The organism is Pelagibacterium nitratireducens, from assembly GCF_037044555.1.
Classification (GTDB): domain Bacteria; phylum Pseudomonadota; class Alphaproteobacteria; order Rhizobiales; family Devosiaceae; genus Pelagibacterium; species Pelagibacterium nitratireducens.
Genome location: NZ_CP146275.1, coordinates 2,343,613 through 2,364,063, shown reverse-complemented (window position 1 = coordinate 2,364,063; position 20,451 = coordinate 2,343,613). Strand labels below are relative to the sequence as shown.

19 protein-coding genes are annotated in these 20,451 nt (G+C 62.5%); 8 read left to right on the top strand and 11 right to left on the bottom strand.

Translation table 11 applies throughout. The annotated features are described in order from the left end of the window. Window positions 1-19: 19 nt before the first annotated feature. The 4 genes from V6617_RS11750 to V6617_RS11735 all read right to left on the bottom strand — a co-directional run bounded on the left by V6617_RS11750 (window position 20) and on the right by V6617_RS11735 (window position 5,508). Window positions 20-940, bottom strand: coding sequence for a peptidylprolyl isomerase (locus V6617_RS11750; RefSeq protein ID WP_338607154.1), 921 nt, complete (start codon window positions 938-940; stop codon window positions 20-22). A gap of 133 nt (window positions 941-1,073) precedes the next feature. Next, on the bottom strand, window positions 1,074-3,353 hold the full coding sequence (locus V6617_RS11745) for an LPS-assembly protein LptD (RefSeq protein WP_338607153.1): 2,280 nt from the start codon (window positions 3,351-3,353) through the stop codon (window positions 1,074-1,076). Further along, window positions 3,353-4,432: an LptF/LptG family permease gene (locus V6617_RS11740; RefSeq protein WP_338607152.1), complete on the bottom strand. Its 1,080-nt coding sequence runs from the start codon at window positions 4,430-4,432 to the stop codon at window positions 3,353-3,355. Before V6617_RS11740 ends, V6617_RS11745 begins: the two co-directional genes overlap by 1 nt. Beyond that, window positions 4,429-5,508 (bottom strand): LptF/LptG family permease, encoded by a 1,080-nt coding sequence (locus V6617_RS11735; protein WP_338607151.1) that lies wholly within the window; start codon window positions 5,506-5,508, stop codon window positions 4,429-4,431. Before V6617_RS11735 ends, V6617_RS11740 begins: the two co-directional genes overlap by 4 nt. A gap of 199 nt (window positions 5,509-5,707) precedes the next feature. Between V6617_RS11735 and V6617_RS11730 the strand changes: the two genes are divergently transcribed. Then, a complete protein-coding gene (locus V6617_RS11730; RefSeq protein ID WP_338610702.1) occupies window positions 5,708-7,204 on the top strand; it encodes a leucyl aminopeptidase in 1,497 nt (498 codons plus the stop codon). A 63-nt stretch (window positions 7,205-7,267) separates the two neighbouring features. On the opposite strand, the gene V6617_RS11725 is transcribed toward V6617_RS11730, so the two are convergent. Both V6617_RS11725 and V6617_RS11720 read right to left on the bottom strand, forming a co-directional pair. Continuing rightward, window positions 7,268-7,789, bottom strand: coding sequence for a GNAT family N-acetyltransferase (locus V6617_RS11725; RefSeq protein WP_338607150.1), 522 nt, complete (start codon window positions 7,787-7,789; stop codon window positions 7,268-7,270). 9 nt (window positions 7,790-7,798) lie between these two features. Further along, window positions 7,799-8,710: an SDR family oxidoreductase gene (locus tag V6617_RS11720; RefSeq protein WP_338607149.1), complete on the bottom strand. Its 912-nt coding sequence runs from the start codon at window positions 8,708-8,710 to the stop codon at window positions 7,799-7,801. 80 nt (window positions 8,711-8,790) lie between these two features. On the opposite strand from V6617_RS11720, the gene V6617_RS11715 reads away from it, so the two are divergent. The 3 genes from V6617_RS11715 (at window position 8,791) to V6617_RS11705 (ending at window position 10,590) form a co-directional block, all read left to right on the top strand. After that, window positions 8,791-9,384: a TetR/AcrR family transcriptional regulator gene (locus V6617_RS11715; RefSeq protein WP_338607148.1), complete on the top strand. Its 594-nt coding sequence runs from the start codon at window positions 8,791-8,793 to the stop codon at window positions 9,382-9,384. 53 nt (window positions 9,385-9,437) lie between these two features. After that, on the top strand, window positions 9,438-9,887 hold the full coding sequence (locus V6617_RS11710; protein ID WP_338607147.1) for a DNA polymerase III subunit chi: 450 nt from the start codon (window positions 9,438-9,440) through the stop codon (window positions 9,885-9,887). A gap of 85 nt (window positions 9,888-9,972) precedes the next feature. Continuing rightward, entirely contained in the window at window positions 9,973-10,590 is a 618-nt protein-coding gene (locus V6617_RS11705; protein WP_338607146.1) for a YitT family protein, read from the top strand. Between the two features lie 141 nt (window positions 10,591-10,731). Here the strand turns inward: V6617_RS11705 and V6617_RS11700 are convergent, their stop codons facing one another. Both V6617_RS11700 and V6617_RS11695 read right to left on the bottom strand, forming a co-directional pair. Continuing rightward, window positions 10,732-11,637, bottom strand: coding sequence for a DUF4344 domain-containing metallopeptidase (locus V6617_RS11700; RefSeq protein WP_338607145.1), 906 nt, complete (start codon window positions 11,635-11,637; stop codon window positions 10,732-10,734). Window positions 11,638-11,681: 44 nt separating this feature from the next. Continuing rightward, complete coding sequence (locus V6617_RS11695; RefSeq protein ID WP_338607144.1) at window positions 11,682-13,556, bottom strand: ABC-F family ATP-binding cassette domain-containing protein; 1,875 nt, start codon at window positions 13,554-13,556, stop codon at window positions 11,682-11,684. 154 nt (window positions 13,557-13,710) lie between these two features. Between V6617_RS11695 and ndk the strand changes: the two genes are divergently transcribed. Further along, window positions 13,711-14,133, top strand: a complete 423-nt coding sequence (gene ndk, locus V6617_RS11690) for a nucleoside-diphosphate kinase (protein ID WP_338607143.1) — start codon at window positions 13,711-13,713, stop codon at window positions 14,131-14,133. Window positions 14,134-14,488: 355 nt separating this feature from the next. Then, window positions 14,489-15,406, top strand: coding sequence for a hypothetical protein (locus V6617_RS11685; RefSeq protein WP_338607142.1), 918 nt, complete (start codon window positions 14,489-14,491; stop codon window positions 15,404-15,406). A gap of 12 nt (window positions 15,407-15,418) precedes the next feature. On the opposite strand, the gene V6617_RS11680 is transcribed toward V6617_RS11685, so the two are convergent. After that, a complete protein-coding gene (locus tag V6617_RS11680) occupies window positions 15,419-15,676 on the bottom strand; it encodes a DUF1127 domain-containing protein (RefSeq protein WP_338607141.1) in 258 nt (85 codons plus the stop codon). 107 nt (window positions 15,677-15,783) lie between these two features. On the opposite strand from V6617_RS11680, the gene V6617_RS11675 reads away from it, so the two are divergent. Continuing rightward, a complete protein-coding gene (locus V6617_RS11675; protein ID WP_338607140.1) occupies window positions 15,784-16,650 on the top strand; it encodes a LysR family transcriptional regulator in 867 nt (288 codons plus the stop codon). On the opposite strand, the gene V6617_RS11670 is transcribed toward V6617_RS11675, so the two are convergent. Then, window positions 16,630-17,253 (bottom strand): helix-turn-helix domain-containing protein, encoded by a 624-nt coding sequence (locus V6617_RS11670; RefSeq protein ID WP_338607139.1) that lies wholly within the window; start codon window positions 17,251-17,253, stop codon window positions 16,630-16,632. The two genes, V6617_RS11675 and V6617_RS11670, sit on opposite strands and share 21 nt — an antisense overlap. A 100-nt stretch (window positions 17,254-17,353) precedes the next feature. Here V6617_RS11670 and V6617_RS11665 point away from each other — a divergent pair, with 100 nt between their 5' ends. Beyond that, the gene (locus V6617_RS11665) at window positions 17,354-18,892 is read left to right on the top strand and encodes an MDR family MFS transporter (protein WP_338607138.1); all 1,539 of its coding nucleotides are present in this window, start codon (window positions 17,354-17,356) and stop codon (window positions 18,890-18,892) included. A 177-nt stretch (window positions 18,893-19,069) separates the two neighbouring features. Here V6617_RS11665 and V6617_RS11660 read toward each other — a convergent pair whose 3' ends face one another. Next, window positions 19,070-20,377 (bottom strand): hypothetical protein, encoded by a 1,308-nt coding sequence (locus V6617_RS11660; protein ID WP_338607137.1) that lies wholly within the window; start codon window positions 20,375-20,377, stop codon window positions 19,070-19,072. Window positions 20,378-20,451 lie beyond the last annotated feature (74 nt).

Genomic DNA, 20,451 nt, shown 5'->3' with positions numbered 1-20,451 from the left:
GGTCACGGTTCCTCGCCTGCTAGCGGCGGATGATCGAAGCGCTGGAGCGCAAACGGCCCAGATAGGCTTCGGCTTCCGCCTGCAAGGCGTCCGTGCCTGCTTCCTGGCGCAGCTCTTCGGTCAGGAAGGTCAGATCCTCCGCTTCGGCCTTTTCACAGATCGCCAGCATCGAAACGCCGTTCTCGACGACACGCGGGCTCGAAATCTGCCCCACGGTCAGCCCGGCCAATTCGTTGGCAATGGCCTCGGGAAGCTGGGTGGCGTGCCGCCGGCCCAGATCGCGCACCGCGGCATCGGTATACTGGATGGCCAGATCGACAGCCGCGTCGCAACCATTGTAGCGGCTGCGGTACTGGTTGGCCTCTGCCGTGCGGCGCGAGGCGGAAATGCCCGACCCCTGCGGAATGACGAACAGCACTTCCTTGAGGATATAGTCAAACCCCAGCGCCGGGGTCACCTGTTCGGCCGCCTGCATCTCCAGATCGAGTTCGGAAAGCTGGATGCGCGAACGCAGCACCTGGGACACCACCTGCTGCCAGGCAATCGCCGCTTCGAGCCGGTCGCGCAGGCTCTGGGGATTGACCCCGTTCTGCGTCAGGATGCTGTTGAGGTTGGAAACGCTCGACCGCATGTTGGTCGCGATATTGGCAAACGCGGAATCCACCTGCTCATCGGAAACGCTGATACCGAGGCGCGAGGCTTCTGCCAGCTTGATCGTATCGTCGATCAGGGAGTCCGTTGCCAGCTGCACCCGGGCCGAATTGCTCGACCCTTGCCCTTCGAGGCGCAACAGATTTGCGCGGTCGTTGATCTGTTGGTCGGTTATCGGCTGGCCGTCCACGGTCACCCGCGCGCCCTGCGCCTGCACCGCAGCCGCCATGAAAGCCAATCCCAGAGCCAGACAGATGCCAGCGGTTCTCAATACGAGCCATTGTCTCATGTGTTCCGCTCCCTAAAAGCGTCTTTTAGCCAAAGCCGTCCTCTAGCACAAATGCGGCCAAATTCGGCAGTTGCGATTGGCGTTCTGTTTAAAGCGTTCCGGTCCGGAATGGAATTGGCTTTTATGGTTGAGTTCAGAACCCGCCATCGAGATCGACGACGTCCGAATTTTCCGGCCCGCTCAGGCTGAAGGTGACCCCGACCCGGAAGTCGTTCGCCGTCCGGTGTGTCGGCCCCGTCCACCGCGTCTGCACGCCATAGGCCAGAAACGTGTCGTCATAGGTCAGCCCGGCTGTCGCCTGCAGCCATTCATTGGCGTCGAGATCCCAGGCCACCCCGGCATTGGCCGTCCAGTAATCGGCCACCGGCACTTCGGCGCCCAAACCAACTTCGTGCCGGTCCTGCGGCTGGCTTAGCGCCGCCTGGCCCGCGATGAACACGTAATCGCCGGTGACTTTGTAGCCATCAGCTTCGCCCGAGGCCGACAGCTGGACACGCGGTATGTCGCCGGTCGCGGGGTCCAGTTGCATTTTTGCCCCGCCGGCCAGCCCGCCATAGCCGCCCTGCACGCCGGCAACGACATAGGAGGCGTCAGCGTTCATCCCAGAGCCGATGCCCGCCGTGCTGCCATCGGTTGCGTTAAAGCCATTGGCTCCGGCCAGGTGGAAGGATTGCCCCATCAGCCCGCTCAGCCATCCGCCATTGTCGAAACTGGTCTGGAACTGTCCGCCCACATTGGCCCGCAATCCCGTTTCCTGCCTGTCGGCCCCCGAGAAGCGGTTGAAGCTGAAAAGATTGGTGTCGTCGAAAACGAATCCCTGGGAGTCATTGTTGGTGATGCCGGGCACTGCTTCGCCGTCGCGATAGACCAGTTGCGCAATCGGTTCGATCACGTGCGCAGCGCCAACGGTCCGCGCCAGAAGCGGATAGCGGATGTCGAGAGCGGCAATCGGGGTCGCTGAAAACAGGCTCTGCGCCGCCGGCGCGCCGGCCAGCGAACTTGCCCCGTCATAGGACGCCGCATCGCCACGCATCCCGAGATAAGGCGAAACCAGAAGCCCGCCCGGCACGACATACTGGTTGGACCAGCTCGCCTGCATCATGGCGTGGACCGATTGGCCCTCATAGCCGTGCACAAAGCCATGGCTCGTATCGTCGAGCGCCCGCGTCAACCCCAAAAGCCGGCTGCTCAGTTCAACCCGACCGGCCCCGTTTTCAAGATCGATAATGTGATCGGCCACCGCATTGGGATGGGTCAGGGCCTGCTCGTTCTGGCGCGCCTCGAACACCGCCTGGCTCGGCTGGTTGTCGAGCGGTACCAATTGCTGCACCCGGATATCGGCATAGGTGTCGGCATCGAGATATTGGGCATAGACCTGATTGCGTGCCGTTCCGCTGTCGATGTCGTAATCGGGCAGATAGCCCGGATCGGTAAACGCGGTGTAGGACCACCCCAGCGTCCACGCGGCGGTCGGTGTAAATGTGCCGCTGGTCTGCACCGCCCCGCGCAGATTGCGGTTGGCCAGCCCGCTATAGGCGCCGGGATTGAACTGATAGACCCCCGATGCACTCACCGAATAGCTCAGATCGCCCACGGTCTGCCGCCAGTCGACCGACACGCCCGGTCCCTGATTGAAATAGGCTATCGGGGTCACGGCCAGCGTGCCATTGGCCATCCGGTAGCGGAAAAAGGGCAGGGACAGCGCGACACCGTATTGGTCGTTATAGCTCAGGACCGGAAATTCGACCCCTTCGTCCTGCGGTAACGTCAGCCAGGGCAGCGAGATCACCGAAACCCCCAGCAATTGCAGTGAGGGTTGCTCGAAATAGATAACCTGCTCGGCTTCGTCGGTGACGATCCGGGCCGCCTTGACCGACCACCCGATCCGGTTGCCGTTCGCATCGATGCAGGTGCCGCATGGCGCATAGCTGCCATCGACGTAAACCCGCTCGACGCCTTCGTCGAAATTTGTTTCGGCTGCCGTAAACCGGCTGCCATCGGGAAACGCCACGGTCAGCGCGCGCAAGAACCCTTCGCGGAAGCCGTCTTCCAGCTCCACCCGTTCCGCGACGTATTCGATCCCTTCGGGATCGATCACCGCGACATTGCCGACAAGTTCGACCCGTCCCGAACGCTGGTAATAGATCGCCCGGTCAGCCGATGCGCGAAAGCCCTGAAAGCTGATCCCCACGCGGCCCTGCGCCACGACAGTATCGTCGCGCGAGTCGAACACCATGGTATCGGCCGAAACCGCCATGTCGCCGGCACTGCCCGAGGGAATGCGCGAAAAGAAATCTGCGGGAACGAGCTGCTGGGCACTTGCCACGGGCGCAAACGCGAGCGCCGTGGCCAGCACGCTGGCCAAAAGTGCGCCACGCCGCACCGATGTTGCCCCCAGGGGTGGTTTGTCCATCAAACGCGCCCGTCTTCTCTACGCAGGATCACGGTCAGACCGATCACGATGGCGACAAGGGCAGGGCCCCACGCCGCCGCAATCGGGTCGAGAACGCCTGCCGAGCCGGCCCGGTCAGCCATCTCCGTGATTACAAACACGACCAGGCCCAGGACGATTCCATAGACGATGGTCCACCCATAATGCCCTGTTCTTCGATAACCGCCGGTAAAGGCAAACGCAATCAGCAAAGCACCCGCAAGAACGAACGGAACGGCATTGAGTTTTTGAAAACGCGTCTCCGCCGCCGCCCGCGCGAACGGGTCGGCGATTCCATTGCGCAGGGCCGCTCGCAAATCGAACCACGACATGTCCTCGGCGGTCCCCAGTTGCAGGCTCAACTCGGACCCCGTGGCGGTCGTAGCCAGTGTCATTTCGGAAAAGGCGCGCGGCGCCCGGTCGATGTCGAGGATCATCCCGTCGGTGATGCGCCAGTATCCGGGCTCGAGTTCGGCCATTCGCGCATGGATGCGTGTGCCGCCCCCGCCTTCGGGCTGCGGCCGCAATATCGAAACGTCCCGCAGGCGCGTGCCGCCCTGCGTCACCGAGCGCGCATAGAGCATGTAGTCGCCATCCGCGCCGGTCTGGTTGAACCACGTCTCCCGGTTCTGCACCCCATAGGCGCGTCCCCAGCCGATCTGTGCGGCGTCGAGCTGCTGATAGATCCTGATTGCAAAACTGTCGACCACCGTCGTCACGATCACGCCCGAGAGGATGATCATCAGGAGCGGCCAGCGCATCGTCGACCAGATCGAGCGCCCCGACGCACTGATGATCACCATCTCACGGTGCGAATGCAGATCGATCAGCCCCACGATGGCCCCGATCAGAACGGTCACCGGCAGCCCCAGAAGGCTCCAGCGCAAAGCGCTCAGAAACGCCAGCCCCGTCGAGGTCCACGGCCCGGCCAGCGCTGCCGTCTGGTTGAACCGTCCCGTATCGAGAAATTCGACAAGCAGGATGATGCCGAAAAAGATCCCCACCACCAGCCCGATCCGGGCCGCCAGCCGAATGCAAACGAGGCGTCCGACCCGGTTCATCGTGCCACCCTCCAGCGCGGAAAGATGAAGGCGCGCCGGCTGCGCAGCCACAACAGGCTCAGCGAGAACGCAAGGATCACGCTTGGCGCGATGAAATGGCGGCCCCCGCCGCCCGAGAACGCGCTCACCGCCTGCTCGGCAAACGCCACCAGCAGGATCACCAGTTCCATCGGCATCCGCCGCCGCCCGCGCCCGCCATCGGGATAGGCGCAGAACGCCGCCGCCAGCGCGCAGATGGCCAGCGCCCGTAGCGTATCGGCGAACCGCTCGTTGAGCATCTTGATCTCTTCGCCCGTCGCACTGCCCTCCAGCACCTTGGCCATCAGCCCGAAACTGTCGGTCTGGGCCGCGCTCGTGGCGCGCGACGCCGCATCGATCAGGCTCGCAAGGCTTATATGGTATTGGGCGAACCGGATCTGGCTCAAACCCTGCCGCTCGGCGCTTTCATACTGGATGGCGCCATTGTTGAGGATCAGCTGATAGCCGGTTTCATCCTGAAACACCGATGCCGTTTCGGCAAAATAGGTCCGCCGGGTTTCGTTGGTCGTGTCGTCGAAAAAGAAATCGACAAGCGTTCCGTCCCGCCGCCGCGCCGAAATCGAAAACACCAGCCCGTCTTCGATTTCCGTAAACCGCCCCGGCACCAGTGCCCTTCCGACCACATCGGCGGCAATTTCGGCCGACCAGTCCGCCGAAATCCGCCGTGAATGGGGTTCGATATAATTTGTGACCAGCGTCACGATGGCCGCACCGGCCAGCGTAAACGAAATGATCGCCTTCCACAGCGCATCGGTGCGCTGCCCGGCATGGATTGTGTGCAATTCGCGCGACGATTGCAGCGCCCGCAACCCCCGCACCAGCCCGATGGCGAAACACACATAAAGGATCGAGCGCGCAAAGGTCGGCGTCGTCAGCCCGCTCTGGCCCATCAGGGTGAGAAAATTCTGCCCCTTGGCCGAAACCAGATCGAACAGCCGCAACAGCTGCATCAGCCAGATCAGCGCGCCCCCCGCCGCGAAAATGGTAAGCGCCTGCGCAAAGAACTGGCTCTGCAGATATCGCGAAAGTCTGTCCAAGGGGCGGGTCTGGTCCTGTGCCGGCGAGTCAGTTGTGCTTTTACCCTGTTCGTGTGGCCGCAAAAAGCGCAGCGTGGCAACACAGGATGCCAAATGATGGCTGCGCATTGACGCAACCACCGCCACGGACAATGCTCGACCCGTCCAGCCCGGCGAATCTTCGCCGCCTATGCCCTCGCCACTCAAGGTTGCCGCGCCCATGCCGCAAACGCTCTCGATCTCCCTCACCGAAAGCCTGCCCGATTCCCCCTCAGCGCTCGTGCTCTACGCCAATGGCGAGGGAGAAATGGGCCAGTTGGCCGCAGGCCTTTGGAAGCGCACTGGTCTCGATTTCTCCCGCATCGCCAAGGCCACGGGCTTTTCCGGCCGCCCCGGCCACATGATCGATATCGCCGCCCCCGCCGGCCTTGGCTGCGACCGCCTTTTGGTGCTCGGCCGTGGCGCGGATGGGGAAGGGGACAACGCCGCCGCATGGTCCGACAGGGGCGGCTCGCTCTTTGCCAAGCTCGACGCCGCCGGCGTCTCCGATGCCGCCGTGGTGCTCGACGAGGCGGGGCTGGCCCCCCATCTGGTCGGCGCGCTGGGGGCAGGGGCCCGGCTACGCTCCTACCGCTTTGAAAAATACCTCACCCGCCGCAAGAATGGTGCGACCCATCCCACCGCACTCACCTTCGTTGTCGCGAAAGCATCGGGCATGAACGCTGCGCTTGACGACGCCCTCGCCGTCGCCGATGGCACCATTCTGGCGCGCGATCTGGTCAACGAGCCCGCCAATCTGCTCGGCCCGTCCGACATGGCCGATGTCGCCAACACCCTGGCCGATCGTGGCCTGTCGGTCGAAGTGCTCGACGAAACCCAGATGAAAGCGCTCGGCATGGGCGCCATCCTCGCCGTAGGGCAAGGCTCGGTCCGCCCCCCACGCCTCGTCGTCATGCAATGGAACGGCGGCAAGAAGGGCCAGCCGCCCCTGGCCTTTGTCGGCAAGGGCATCGTTTTCGATACCGGCGGCATTTCCATCAAGCCCGCCGCTTCGATGGAAAACATGAAGGGCGATATGGGCGGCGCCGCCGCCGTTCTTGGATTGATGCAGTCCCTCGCCACCCGCAAGGCCAAACTCAACGCCGTCGGCATCCTGGCCCTGGCTGAAAACATGCCCGACGCCAACGCCTACCGCCCCGGCGATGTCATCACCGCCATGTCGGGTGAAACCATCGAGGTCATTTCCACCGACGCCGAAGGGCGCCTGGTTCTGGCCGATGCCCTCTGGTATTGTCAGGACCGGTTCAAACCCAAGGCCATGTTCGATATCGCGACCTTGACCGGCGCCATCCGCATCGCGCTGGGCGAGGAGTATGCCGGCGTTTTCACCAACACGGATTCTCTCGCCGCCAAACTCCAGCAGGCCGGCCGCGCCTCGGGCGAAAAAGTCTGGCACCTCCCCCTCGGCCCGGCTTACGACAAACTCATCGAAAGCCGCTTCGCCGACATCAAGAACCAGGGCGGCCGCCTGGGCGGCGCGTCCATCGCCGGGCAGTTCCTCTCCCACTTCGTGGGCGACACCCCCTGGGCCCACATCGACATCGCCTCCACCGCCTTCGGCAAGGCCTCGACCGAGACCAACGCCTCATGGGCAACGGGGTTCGGGGTGGCGCTGTTTGATAGGCTGACCAGGGATGGCTATGAGGATGGAGGGTAGGCGATAATCTCAGGCGGAGTTGCTCGCACTGCAATCCTTACCCCAACCGGCGGACCATTTGAGCTACAGGCGCTTCTCGTAGCGCCAGACCTCGAGTTCAAAGATGCCATCGGGCGTTGGCAGCCGGTTGGTCATCTGGCCCGCGCGCTTCCATCCATGCTTTTCATAAAATCGTGCGGCGCGTTCATTCCCGATAGCACAGGCCAGCCAAGCCGTGGTGATTTGGGACGCGGCGATCCGCCTTTCGCCATCGGCAAGCAGTGCCGCTGCGGTGCCCGAGCCTCTGGCCGCCGGCGCGACAAAGAGCTGGTAAAGCTCATCGTGCTTGATCATGCACAGGCCGGACGGATTGCCCAGTGGACCGGAAACCCGCGTAAGCGCAAGATTGTCGATAATCCGCTGCCGGAAACTCGCCGGCGTCCGATATCGCGACAGTTCAGCCGGCAGAATCGCAGCGTGCGCGTCCTGCCAGCCAGAGTGCCAAAGACCGGCAAGATGTTCGATCTCGGCCATCTCTGCATTCCGCACATCACCGACCGGTGCAGCGTCGAAGCGATCCTGTGGCGGGTTTTCGGAGTGGGGCATCGAAGGGACCTATCTGTACCCAGTATCGTTCGCCGGCATACCGGCTTCCTGAACCTCCACAAGATAACGCCACGCATCGGGGCGTGAGCCATCAAGATCGGTGAACCCGTAGATTTGCGCCAGTCCCCCGCTCGATAACGATTGGCCGTTCCAGCGCATGCGTTCGGTGTCTGCGGCCAGCGCGGCGACGGCCCGGCCCACGAAGCGGGGCGATTCGGAAATCACGAAATGCGGCACCTTGGCCGTGGCCTCGCGCCAATTGTCCTCGCGAACCCCGAACGCTTCCAGCATCATCTCGGACCGCAACCATCCGGGCGTCAATGACACCGCCGTTGCGCCATGCTTTTCCAGATCCTTGGCGTGAGCCCAGGCCATGCGGTTTACGGAAACCTTGGCAAGATCGTAAAAGGGGGAGAGGCGATAGTGGTCGGCATTATAGTCCGCCGTTCCATCGGTGACCTCGACAAGAAGACCGCCCGGTCGCTCGATCATCAGCGGCAGGGCGAAATGGGCGGTTATGAGGTGGGTATCGATCCCCAGCCTGAGCAGCCGCAAACCGTTATCCAGATCGTGGTCCCAGACCGGCTTGTCCCATTCGAACAGTTTCTCTCCGCCCCAGATGTCGTTGATGAGAATATCGAGACGGCCCTGTTCGGTCCGAATTCGCTCGATCAGCGTTTGGACCTGTTGTGGAACCAGATGGTCGACCTGGATCGCAATGCCCTTGCCGCCGGCTGCACTCACCAGTTCGGCCGTTTCCTCGATCGTTTCGGACGCGCGGCCATATTCGGATGGCTGCTCGCGAGTGGTGCGTCCTGTCACATACACGGTGGCACCGGCGGCTCCGAGTTCTGTTGCGATGCCGCGACCCGCGCCGCGTGTCGCCCCGGCGACCAGCGCAACCTTTCCTGAAAGTGTCATTGCCGACCTCCCTTTGCTAGGCTGGCTTTCTCAGCGATTTGTATATATAAACAATCGTTCGGTTATTTATCGGAGTCAAGATGCCCCGCCAAAAAACGCAGTCCGATGACCTTGTGCTGCGCCATGCTCTGGACCTGATGTACGAGCAGGGGCCCGAGGCGCTGACGTTCGCCGCTCTTTCCAAACGGTGTGGCCTCTCGGGGGCAACCCTCGTCCAGCGCTTCGGCAACAAGGCCGTCCTCAAGCAAAAATCACTCCTGATTGCCTGGGATCGGCTGGACGCTGATACCGCACGCCTCGCCGGTTCGGTTCCTCGGACACCCGAGGGGGCAATCGAACTTCTCGTGGGGCTCACCGGGCAATACGGTACCATCGACACCTATGCGGAAGGTCTTTTGATCCTGCGCGAGGATTTGCGCGACCCCCAGTTGCGGGCGCGCGGCGCCGCCTGGCGAGACCAACTCTGCGCCGCCCTTGATGCATGCTTCGCGCAAACCGGCGTTCCTGCCGGCGTCGGATTGCTTGCGGCAACACACTGGCAAGGCGCCTTGCTTTGGTGGGGATTCGATCCAAAACAATCGGTGGAGCGCTATGTCGAACAAAGTCTGCGGGACTTTGTAGCCCTTATACTCGACACAGCGGCGGGGCCGTTTCACGAAACGGTCGAAAGATAGTTGGCTTACGCCATCCCCTAGCGCCCCCACCCATCCAATGCGATAACATCGCCATGACCGATCTTCTCTTCTACCACCTCGAAACCCGCCCGCTCGAATCCGTTCTGCCCATGCTGCTCGAAAAGACCATCGAGCGCGGCTGGCGGGCGGTGGTGGAGGTGGGCAGCGCCGAGCGGCTCGAAATCATCGATTCCGCGCTCTGGACCTATTCCGACGACAGCTTTCTGCCCCACGCTGTTGCGCGGGGGGAGGAGGGCGATGCGATCCAGCCCGTGCTGCTGACCGGCGGCGATGAAAACCCCAACGGCGCCGCCATCCGCTTTTTCGTCGATCGCGCCACCCCGCGCCAGCTCGATGGCTATGAGCGGCTTGTCTATATCTTCAACGGCCACGACCCCGACGCCGTCACCGAGGCGCGGGAGGTGTGGCGCACCCTCAAGCCGGTTTACGATCTCACCTATTGGCAGCAGGACGAAGGGGGTCGCTGGAGCAAGAAGGCCTGAAAATCACTGAGATTTTTTCGGTTCGATCTGGCACCAAACAATGCTTTAGTTCCGATCTCGATTCCACGAACCGAAATCGGAACCTATGGATTCTTCGTTCGAACCCAAGGTCAGGCACACCCCGCTTGAAGATTTTCTCGCCATCCTGCTCGGCACGCTGTTTGTCGGGCTCGGCGTAACCTTTTATTCCGAAGCTCAGATCACAACCGGCAGCACCGCCGGTCTGGCCCTGCTCGTCCAATACGCCACTGGTCTGCCGTTCGGCGCGGTGTTCTTCGTGGTCAATCTACCGTTCTACGTTCTGGCGTTTCTGCGCATGGGCTGGCAATTCACGTTCAAGACCTTCGTCGCGGTGGGGCTCGTCTCGGTCTATCCGGCGCTGATGCCCAATTGGCTCAACATTTCGGGCATAAACCCGTTCTTTGCCGCCATTGCCGGCGGCGCCATGATGGGCATGGGTATTCTCGCCCTGTTCCGCCACCGCGCCAGCCTGGGCGGCGTCAACATTCTGGCGCTCTATCTGCAGGACAATCACAAGATACCGGCCGGCTATGTCCAGTTCGGCATCGATTTTTTCATCCTGATCGCCGCCTTTTTCATCCTGCCCTTCGACAGGGTGCTGCTCTCGCTGGTCGGCGCGGTGTTCATGAGCCTGGTCATCATCTTAAACCACAAGCCGGGACGGTATATGGGGGTCAGTTAGCGAGGCAATCCACCACCTTGGTCATCCCGGGCGAAGACCCGGGATCCAGTACACGGCAGCGCTGGCAAAATGTGCTCGACCTGGCCGAGCCGATGGGCCCCATAAAGGGCCGACGCCCTCCCGCGCCAGCCTCGATACGCGCTACTCGACCCGTCCCAGTTTCTCGAGCTTGAGCTTGCGCATCATTTCGAAATGTTCGCGCACCGGCATGATGTCGGACACATAGAGCTCATAGAAAAAATCGACCCACTCATAGCACAGGATCACTTCCCGGCTTTCCAGGTCGTAGAATGCGTTGACCTCGCCGCAATTCTCGGCCGTGATCTGCACCGGGTGGGGCAAAACATAATTCTTGGCCACCCAGTCGGCATAGGTTTCGAGCACCAGCGACTGTTCCAGCAGCGCCTGCGCGATAGGGTACTGCCCGCGCGTGTCGCGATACTGCACCGTAACATCGGAAGCCGGTGCTCCCTCGCGAAGATGCGGCTCGAGCACACTCGACCAGCCCCGCTCGGCGATCCGGTAATCCTCCGCGCAGCTTTTCTGCCGGTCGATGGGCAGCGAAATCCGCGTCGCATATTGGGTGTGCCGCTCGTAATCGCTCCCCACCATCAGGCACGCCATGGCGTAGGAGCGCTGGATGTCGAGGCTGTGCGCGCCGTAGAATGCCGAATTGACGTAGCCCCGCGAGGGCCGGAAACTCTCCGAATAACGCCAGCCGTCTATGGTATCCTGCAGCCCGATCACATCCGCTTCGGTCCCCGTATTGAGCATGAGCAGCGTGGCCAGCATGTCCACCGCATCCTCTTCACGCCCCAGCACTGGCAGATCGAGCTGATCGACCAGCAGATGCCCGATTTCGTGCAGCATGGTGTGGCGGGTGTTGTTGAGCGCAAATTCGATGGCCGCATCGCGCTGCGCATTGGTCAATTGCTGCCCAACCGCCGGCGCGGCCCCGGCCAATACCGCCAGCAGTGCCGCAATCACCAGTTTTGCCATGCTCGATCCTCGTCCCGCATCGTCCGGAAGCACCTTAGCGCGGGGCATAAACGTGTTCCAGACCGCGTTGGCCGGTTCGGTAAAGAAACCGCTCAGGCGTCAGCCTGCGCGTCCTCGAGTTCGGCGCTTTTCTCCAGCCACTGGTCCTCGAGCGCTGCGATCTCGCTCTCGAATTTCGATTTTTCGATCCCCAGTGCAATCGCCTTGTCCGCATCGCCGGTATAGAGGCCCGGATCGTCGAGCTGTTTGTCGATTTTGGCCAGGTCCTTGCGTTTCCAGTCCAGCTTTTGCTCGAGCGCCTTGATCTCCTTGCGCAACGGCGCCAACTCGGCCCGCTTTGCCGCTGCTTCCTGCCGCTCGCGCTTGCGGTCCGATGCCGAGCCGCCCCCGCCAGCCCCGCTCGCCCCGTTGGCGGTGAGGCTTTTCTGATACCCGTCCAGATCGTCCTCGAACTCGCTCACCGTGCCGTTCTCGGCGATCCACAGCGTATCGCAGGTCGCTTCGATCAGGTGCCGGTCGTGCGAAATGATCAGCACGGCGCCCTTGTAGTCGTTGAGCGCATGAACCAGCGCATCGCGGCTGTCGATGTCGAGATGGTTGGTCGGTTCGTCCAGCACCAGCATGCCCGGCCCGCCAAACGTGATGATCCCCATCAAAAGCCGCGCCCGCTCGCCACCCGAAAGATTTTTCGCTTTCGTGTCCATCCGCGTCGTCGAAAGCCCCATCTGCGCCACCCGCGCCCGGCGCCTGGCCTCGCTTTCGAGCGGCATCAGATCGATCACATGCTCGTAAGGGGTCTGTTCGGGCTTGAGATGGTCGAGCTGGTGCTGGGCGAAATAGGCCACATCGAGCGTTTTCGCCCGCAGCATCTGCCCGCCCATCGGTTTGAGTTCACCCGATAACAGCTTGGCAAAGGTCGATTTCCCGTTCCCGTTCGGCCCGATCAGCGCAATCCGGTCGTCGGGATCGATCCGGTTGGTGATCTTTTTCAAAATGACCGTCTCACCATACCCCACCGATACATTGTCGAAGGTGATCATCGGTGTGGCCGGCGACTTTTTGGGCTGCTGGAAGCTGAACGGCGCCGCAAATTCATCGAACAGCGCCTCGGGCGGCCGCAGCTTTGCAATCGCCTTGACCCGGCTCTGGGCCTGCTTGGCCTTGGTCGCCTTGGCCTTGAACCGGTCCACGAACTTCTGCATGTGCTCGATCTGGGCGAGCGTTTTCTCCCGCGCCTTGTTCTGCAGCTCCCGCTGCATGCGGCGCGTTTCCTCGAACGTATCGTAAGCGCCCTTGTAAAAGGTCAGCTTGCCGCGCTCGAGATGGATGATCGAATTGACCGCCTTGTTGAGAAGGTCGCGGTCGTGGGAAATCATGAAGACCGTATAAGGGTAGGTCGCCAGATATTTCTCCAGCCACAGAGTGCCTTCAAGATCGAGATAGTTGGTCGGCTCGTCCAGCAGCAAAAGATCGGGCTGGGAAAACAGCACCCCCGCCAGCGACACGCGCATCCGCCACCCGCCCGAAAGCTCCCGGCACGGCCCATGCTGGCGCTCAAGCGAAAACCCCAGTCCTTTGAGGATTGCGCTGGCCCGCGCCTCTGCGGTATGCGCATCGATATCGGCCAGCCGCATATGAATATCGGCGATCCGGTGCGGGTCCTCGGCGGTTTCCGCCTCATCGAGCAGCGCCGTGCGCTCGGTGTCAGCCGACAGCACCATATCGAGCACGCTCATCTCGCTGGCCGGCGCTTCCTGCGCCACCGCCCCGATCCGCGCCCGCTTGCTCAATTCGATCGATCCCTGCTCGGGTGACAAGAACCCCTGGATCAACTGAAACAGCGTCGTCTTGCCCGACCCGTTCTTGCCCACGAACCCGGTCTTGGCCCCGGTCGGCAACGTCACAGACGCCCCCTCGAACAGGGGACGCCCGGCAATCTTGTAATGAAGGTTTGTAATCGTAAGCATGATGGCGCGGTGAGTAACCTTGACTGCCCGCCCGCGCAAGTGGTGTCCCTGCAGGGCAGGTCCGCGCCATGCGCGTCAAGCCGTCTTGCCACCGCCACAACCTGACGCTAAAAGGCCCCACTTTCTTTGCATCCTCCAATAAGGACCAGACACAATGGCCATTCAGCGCACCTTTTCGATCATCAAGCCGGACGCCACCAAGCGCAACCTGACCGGCAAGATCATCTCCAAATTCGAAGATGCCGGCCTGCGCATCGTCGCCTCCAAGCGCATCCAGATGACCCGCGAACAGGCCGAAGGCTTTTACGCGGTCCACAAGGAACGTCCCTTCTTTGGCGAACTGGTCGAATCCATGACGTCCGGCCCCGTTGTCGTTCAGGTCCTCGAAGGCGAAGACGCCATCGCGAAAAACCGTGAAGTCATGGGCGCCACCAACCCCGAAAACGCCGATGCCGGCACCATCCGCAAGGAATTTGCCCTCTCGGTCGGCGAAAACTCGGTCCACGGCTCGGACGCTCCCGAAACCGCCGCCGAAGAAATCAAGTTCTTCTTTAGCGACGACGAAATCGTTGGGTGAGTGCCGACCTCGCGGTAACGCGAGGTCAAATCGCTCCAGTGGAGCGATTTGAGGCACGAACGCCCTGAGCCTGAGCGAAGGGCCGAACGCCCGAGCCTGCGGCGAGGGCCAAACCAGTATCATCGACGCCGCGTTCGCATGGACGCGGCGTTTTTTTGCGAGTTGCATCAAGGTGCCGATACCAAATATGCTGCATTAAGAGCCTTGGCCTTCGCGCGCCGGGCGGCAAAGAGGCCAAACGATTGCCGCCGCGGTACCGGCTGAAAAGCCGTAAGGGGAATGGTCGGGATAAGTTTGCGGCTGCGTGCGCATCTTTTGGGTGGGCGCGCCATGCCTTTTTGGGAAGGCGCGGCTAATGGAAAGCATACACGGCTACGCGTTGCGAATAGCGATGCTGGTGCTTGTATCGGCCTTTGCGTTCGGAGCGATTGCGGCCGTGGCGATCGTCCGGCTGCAGGATTCAGGGCCGGCGGACACTGCGCCCGGAGTGGCCGATTTTGTCGCCGAGCCGGTGACGCAAACCCCCGCCAGCCAGAGCGCCGCCACCGAGTCGACCGCCCAACCGCCCGTGGCCGAACAGCCGGCAACCGAGGTTGCGGCCGTCGAAACGCCCCCTCAACCCCCGGTGGTCCGGATCGCTGCTGAACCGCTCGCTGAGGAGCTTGTGCAAGAACCGGCGCCCCAGACGCCGCCATCGCCCGTGCATGAGGACGTCATCCGCCAGTCCTTTGTCAGTTTCACGCCCGAGCCACCGCCACAGGGTCCCGTCATCCGGCCCGAACCGCCGCTGCCTGAGCCCGATGCGCCGCAATGGCTCGAAATGGCCGGGATGACACCGACCCTTGAAGGTCTGCAGACTGAAATTGCCGAGGTTGCGCTGGCCGACCCGCCCGAAAATCGCGCCGATGCGCCCCCGGCGGACCCCGAGCCCGTGGTTGAGCCCGAGCCCGTGGTTGAGCCCGAAATTACCGCCACGCCCGATGAAAATTGCGATACCGCCAGCCCCGACTGGGCCATGTTCCTGTTCAACAACACCGCGCTTGGCGATTGGGGCCGGGTGCCCAATGTGCGTGTCGTTTCAATGGGCTTTTGCACCGATACGCGTCAGGCGCTTGAAGGCCGTATGCAAAACAGTGGCCGGCTCGGAGCGGTGCGCGGCGCCGCAGCCGGCGATCAACTGGTCTCGCTGGCCCTTCAGCGCGCCGCGCACGGGCCCGAGGACGTTTTTGCAATAGCCACCGAAGGGTCCGTGCTGAACGTCTACGTTTACTGAGGGTCCAGACACCTAGCGCGCCGCGTCTTCCTTTATCTGCTCGCGTGCCACACCATACTGGTGGAGCAGCCTGTCGACCTCGCTGCGCTCGACCCCGATATCGCGCAATTGCCAGTCTTCCATCTCGGCCAGTTCGATCATCCCCCGCCGCCGCCGGGCATATGCTTGCCGGTCGGCCCACCAGCCCGAGACCACCAGCTTGAGGTAGCGCCACACCGTGGCGCGATACCGCAGCCGTTCAACGAAATCATCCCGTTCATATAGCGTCATCTGTCTTCTCCTTGCTCGATGACGCCCATCATGGATTGGCCGGATGGATTGATCTAACGAATGTTTTTTGTTAAACCCATCGAAATTGCTGATGAAAGGAAATCGCCGTGTTTTCACTCGATCCGGATTTTCTGCGCACCTTTCTGGCCATTTCCGAAACCGGCAGTTTCGGCGCTGCCGGCGAAAGGGTGAACAAGACCCAGTCCACGGTTTCGGCCCAGATGAAACGTCTTGAAGAGATCATCGGCGTGCCGCTGTTCGAAAGGGAAGGGCGGCGCAACGTTCTCACTCCGGACGGGCTGAAACTGCTCGAATACGCTGCGTCCATGGTGCGGCTCAACGATGAGGCGCTGCGCGCCTTCCAGCCGCTCGAGATCAGCGGGCGCCTGCGCCTTGGCGCCATCGATGAATATGCACAGGCCTTCCTGCCGGGCACGCTTCGTACCTTCGGCGCCGCCCATCCCGCCGTGCAGGTCGAAGTCGTTACGGGCACCAGCGGTCAGTTGCGTGATCTTTTGGCCGATGGCGAACTCGATGCGGCGATCATCTCGTGCCGGACGGGCGATGCCGATACCGAAACCCTGCGCTCGGACAGGCTGCACTGGATCGGCAGCGAAAAAGTCTCGCCCCATTTCGACGATCCCCTGCCATTCTGCGCATGGTCGCCGGGCTGCTCGTGGCGGGAAATGGCTTCGGCCGCGCTGGTGCGGGACGGCCGCAAATGGCGCCTTGCGGTCACCACGTCCAATGCGGCGTTGATTACGCTCACCGTGCTCGACGGCCTCGGTGTCGCCGTCGCGCCCTCATGGTTCGTCGGCCCCGGCCTGCGCATTCTCGAGGAAATGGATGCGCGCTATCCACTGGGTGTGGCCGAAATCGGCATCAAGCGCGGCTCGGCTGCGTCAAATCCCGTGCTCGATGCGTTTCTCGCTCATGTGAAGTCCGAGCTGAACTCACCCGCTCTTGCTGCTTGAGGAAATCTCGGTTTTCGCCCGCTCGATCGAGCGCGCCAGTTCATCGATTTCGTCGGCAAACTTTTCTTCGGCCACTTCGCTGCTGTTCATCCAGCTCGAATAGCGCTCGAGAAGCGGCACGAACGCGGCGACGTCTTCGGCCGGCCAGGTGCTGAAAAATTCGCCCAGCAACAGCCATTTGTATCCCCGGACCGCATCGATCACCGCTTCGCCGGCAGCGGTCAACTCGAGGATCGTGCGTCGGGCATCCCGTTGGGACACCGCGCGGCGGGCATAACCTGAGTTGACCATCTCTGCCACCAGCCGGCTGGCCCGTGACGGGTCGATATGCAACCGCTCGGCGACGGTTGAAACCATTGTCTCGTCATCGGCGTTGGCGTCGGAGGGGAGGGGCGGGTTGGCAATGGCGAACAGCACATCGATTTGCGCCAGATCCATATCCAGACCCAGCGCCCGCGTGGCGCGATGGCCAAGTTCGCGCTTGTGCATCTGCCGCCGCCAGTTCTGGACCACGATATCTATGCGGATCAGGGCGTCCGCCAGATCGGCGTTCTTGCCGCTTCTGGTCAGCAGGTCCCGCAATGTGTCCTGTCGTGTGGGCATGGGAGGCGATCCTTAATACATGCCAAAAGCAATTGCATGCTCTTGACATATAATTGCGTCGGGCAGATATATCAAGCCGACAAATATTCCGGAGTTAGAAATGTCGCAACCCGCACCAACTGCGCCGCAGCTATCCGATCCCAATGTCAAATTGGTGATCGGTGCGGTGGTCGCGACCCTGTTGCTGGCCTCGTTGGGCCAGACCATCATTACGACCGCGCTTCCCATCATTGTCGCCGATCTCGGCGGCATCGAACATATTTCCTGGGCCATCACCGGCTATCTGCTTGCCGCCACGGTCGCCGCGCCGGTTTTCGGCAAGCTGGGCGATATGTATGGCCGCAAGCTCATGCTGCAGTCGGGCATCGGCATTTTCCTTGCCGGCTCGGTCCTTGCGGCAATGTCGGTCGATCTCAACATGCTTGTGTTCTGCCGTTTTGTTCAGGGCATCGGCGGGGGCGGGCTGATCGTCACCGCCATGGCCGCCATCGGTGACGTGCTGCCGCCGCGTGAGCGGGGCAAGGCGCAGGGATTCCTCGGTGCGGCCTTTGGCCTGTCCACCGTGGTCGGTCCCTTGCTCGGTGGCCTGATCGTCGAATCCCTGTCCTGGCGCTGGCTGTTTTTCGTCAACATCCCGGTCGGCATCGCGGCCTTTGCCGTCATCGCCATCGCCTTTGAAAGCCGCACCAAGAGCCATAAGCGCAAGATCGACTATGCCGGTGCCGCGCTGCTCACCACGGCACTCTCCGCATTGGTGATCTATACCAGTGTCGGTGGGACCATTCTGCCATGGTTTGCCCCCGAAGCGCTCGTCCTGCCGGTGATCGGCGCCGTCGCGCTCGTCGCCTTCCTCATGGTCGAACAACGTGCTGCCGAACCGATCCTGCCGCTCTATCTGTTCCGCAACAATGCGTTCCTCGTCTCGAACGCCGTGGGCTTTATCGTCGGCACGGCCATGTTCGGGACCATCACCTATATGCCCTCCTACCTGCTGATCGTTCAGGGCTTCGCCCCGACCCAGGCCGGGCTTGCCCTGTTGCCCATGATGATCGGGCTCATCGGTTCCTCGACCCTTTCGGGCATCTTCATCGCCCGCACCGGACGCTACAAGGCGCTGCCCATCATCTCGACGGCCATCCTTGCCGTCGGCGCTCTGCTGCTCGGCACGCTCGGCGTCGATACGCCGTTCCCGCTCGTCATGTTCTACATGCTGCTGGTCGGCCTCGGCATCGGCCCGGTCATGAGCGTGGGCGTCACAGCCATCCAGAACGCGGTGCCCCACACCGTCCTCGGTGTGGCAACCGCCAGCGCCCAGATGTTCCGCCAGATCGGCGGCTCGCTCGGTGTTGCGGTACTGGGCGCCATCTTCGCCAACCGGCTCGCCTTTGAGACTGCCGCCATCGGTCACCCCGAAGGCACCGCAGGCTTTAATGCCGCCGCGCTCGCCGCCATGCCGGCGCCCGAGCAATTCGACATGCTGCAGGCCTATACCTCGGCCCTGCATCCCATCTACTGGGTTGCCGCCGCCGCGGCCGCCGTCGCCAGCATCATCGGCTGGTTCCTCATCGAAATCCCCCTCTCGGACCGCAAGCCGGCCCCCGCTATGGATGCCGATGCCGAACCGCAGGCGGCGGAATAAGACTCAGCATCAGGCACTTACGAGACGTTCCCGATTCAATCCCGCAATGGATTGAATCGGAACCTGAGCTTGCGCACCAGCCTTGCCTTGGTCACCCTCGTCATCCCGGACCTGATCCGGAATCCAGTACCCCACACCAAACGTCAAAACCCAGACCCGCCCTACGGCAAAACGCCATCAAAAGCTCGCCCGCAGCGTCAGCCCGATATCGTGGCTGTCATAGGTGTAAAACACATTGTCCGACCAGCTGTTGGTGTATTCGTAATAGATCGAAGGCATCAGCGGCCCGATGGTGATGTCGCGATGGCTCGCCTCGATCCGCCCGGTCGCAAACCGGTCCACCTGATCCTCGAGCTGGAAAGGGGCAGGGCGCCAGTGCCAGCGCTGCCCGATCGTTCCCTCGACACCCACCAGCAATCCATTGTCGAACAGCGTATCCACCCGCGCCCGTAGGGTCCCCACCAGCGTGCGCAACGTCTCGTCGTCGGTATGATTGTAAACCGCTCGCGCCGTCGTCGTCAGGTTCATGTTGGGCGAAAGCGATGTCGAATACGACGCCGCCCCATCGGCCAATAGCCCCGACCGCCCCGGATCGAGATGCCGCTCCACCGCCGCCAGTTTCAGATCGAACGCCAGCCGCTGCGACGCGTCGAGCGGCACCGACAGGCTCGAGCGTACGCCCGCTTCGGTCCGCTCCAGCACATCCTCTTCCAGCCCGACCGTCACATAAGGCGCAACCACCGCCCGCGCAGTCTCCCCAACCGCAAACGTTATCGGCAGCTCCGCCGTAAAGCTCGGCTCGAACACCTCATCGACCGTTGAAAACCGGATGTCGGTGCGCAGCACGCCCGAAAGGCTCGCCGCCTCGCTGCGCGCCAGTTCCACCGCCACCGATCCCCCCAGGCTGAACAAAACGCCCCGCTTGCCGCGCGCTTCCTCGGGAATTTCCCCCGGTCCCCACACCCCGCCATCGATTGTGTCTTCGCCGGTCTGCCGGTTGACGTTTGTCGAGGGCGCCATCGTGAAATAGCCGGAAAACACCGGCCGCCCCTGCGATTGCGCGTTCTGGAGCATCTGGGAAACCACGTCGCGCTCCGGCCCATCGGGCAATATGGCCTGCAACGAGCCCAGCCGCGCCGCCGCCATATCCCTCTGGCCCAGATCGGAATAACACCGATGCGCCACCAGATAGGGCGGCACGAAAAACGGCACCGCCCCGATCACCAGATCGGCCAGCACCACAGCCTCGGCGCACTCGCCATCAAGCGCATGCCGAACCGACGCCGCATAGGCCGCCATCACATCGCCTTGCCCGGCCTCTGCGTCGAGCTGGGCGGCAAGCGCATCGGCCCGCGCCCAGTCCCGCGCCCCGATCGCCTCGTCGAGCGAGGCCAGCGAGGCGGTCTGCCCATAAGCGCCCGTCACCGACCCGACCAATGCAGCGCCAGTCAGAAGCGCTGCCGCAAGAATTCTGGAAAACCCCATGAAAGCCCCGTTCTTCGCCGCTTTGGGCGTACGCATTACAAAGGCGGAGACGGTGCCCCGAGCGTTTCCAGACC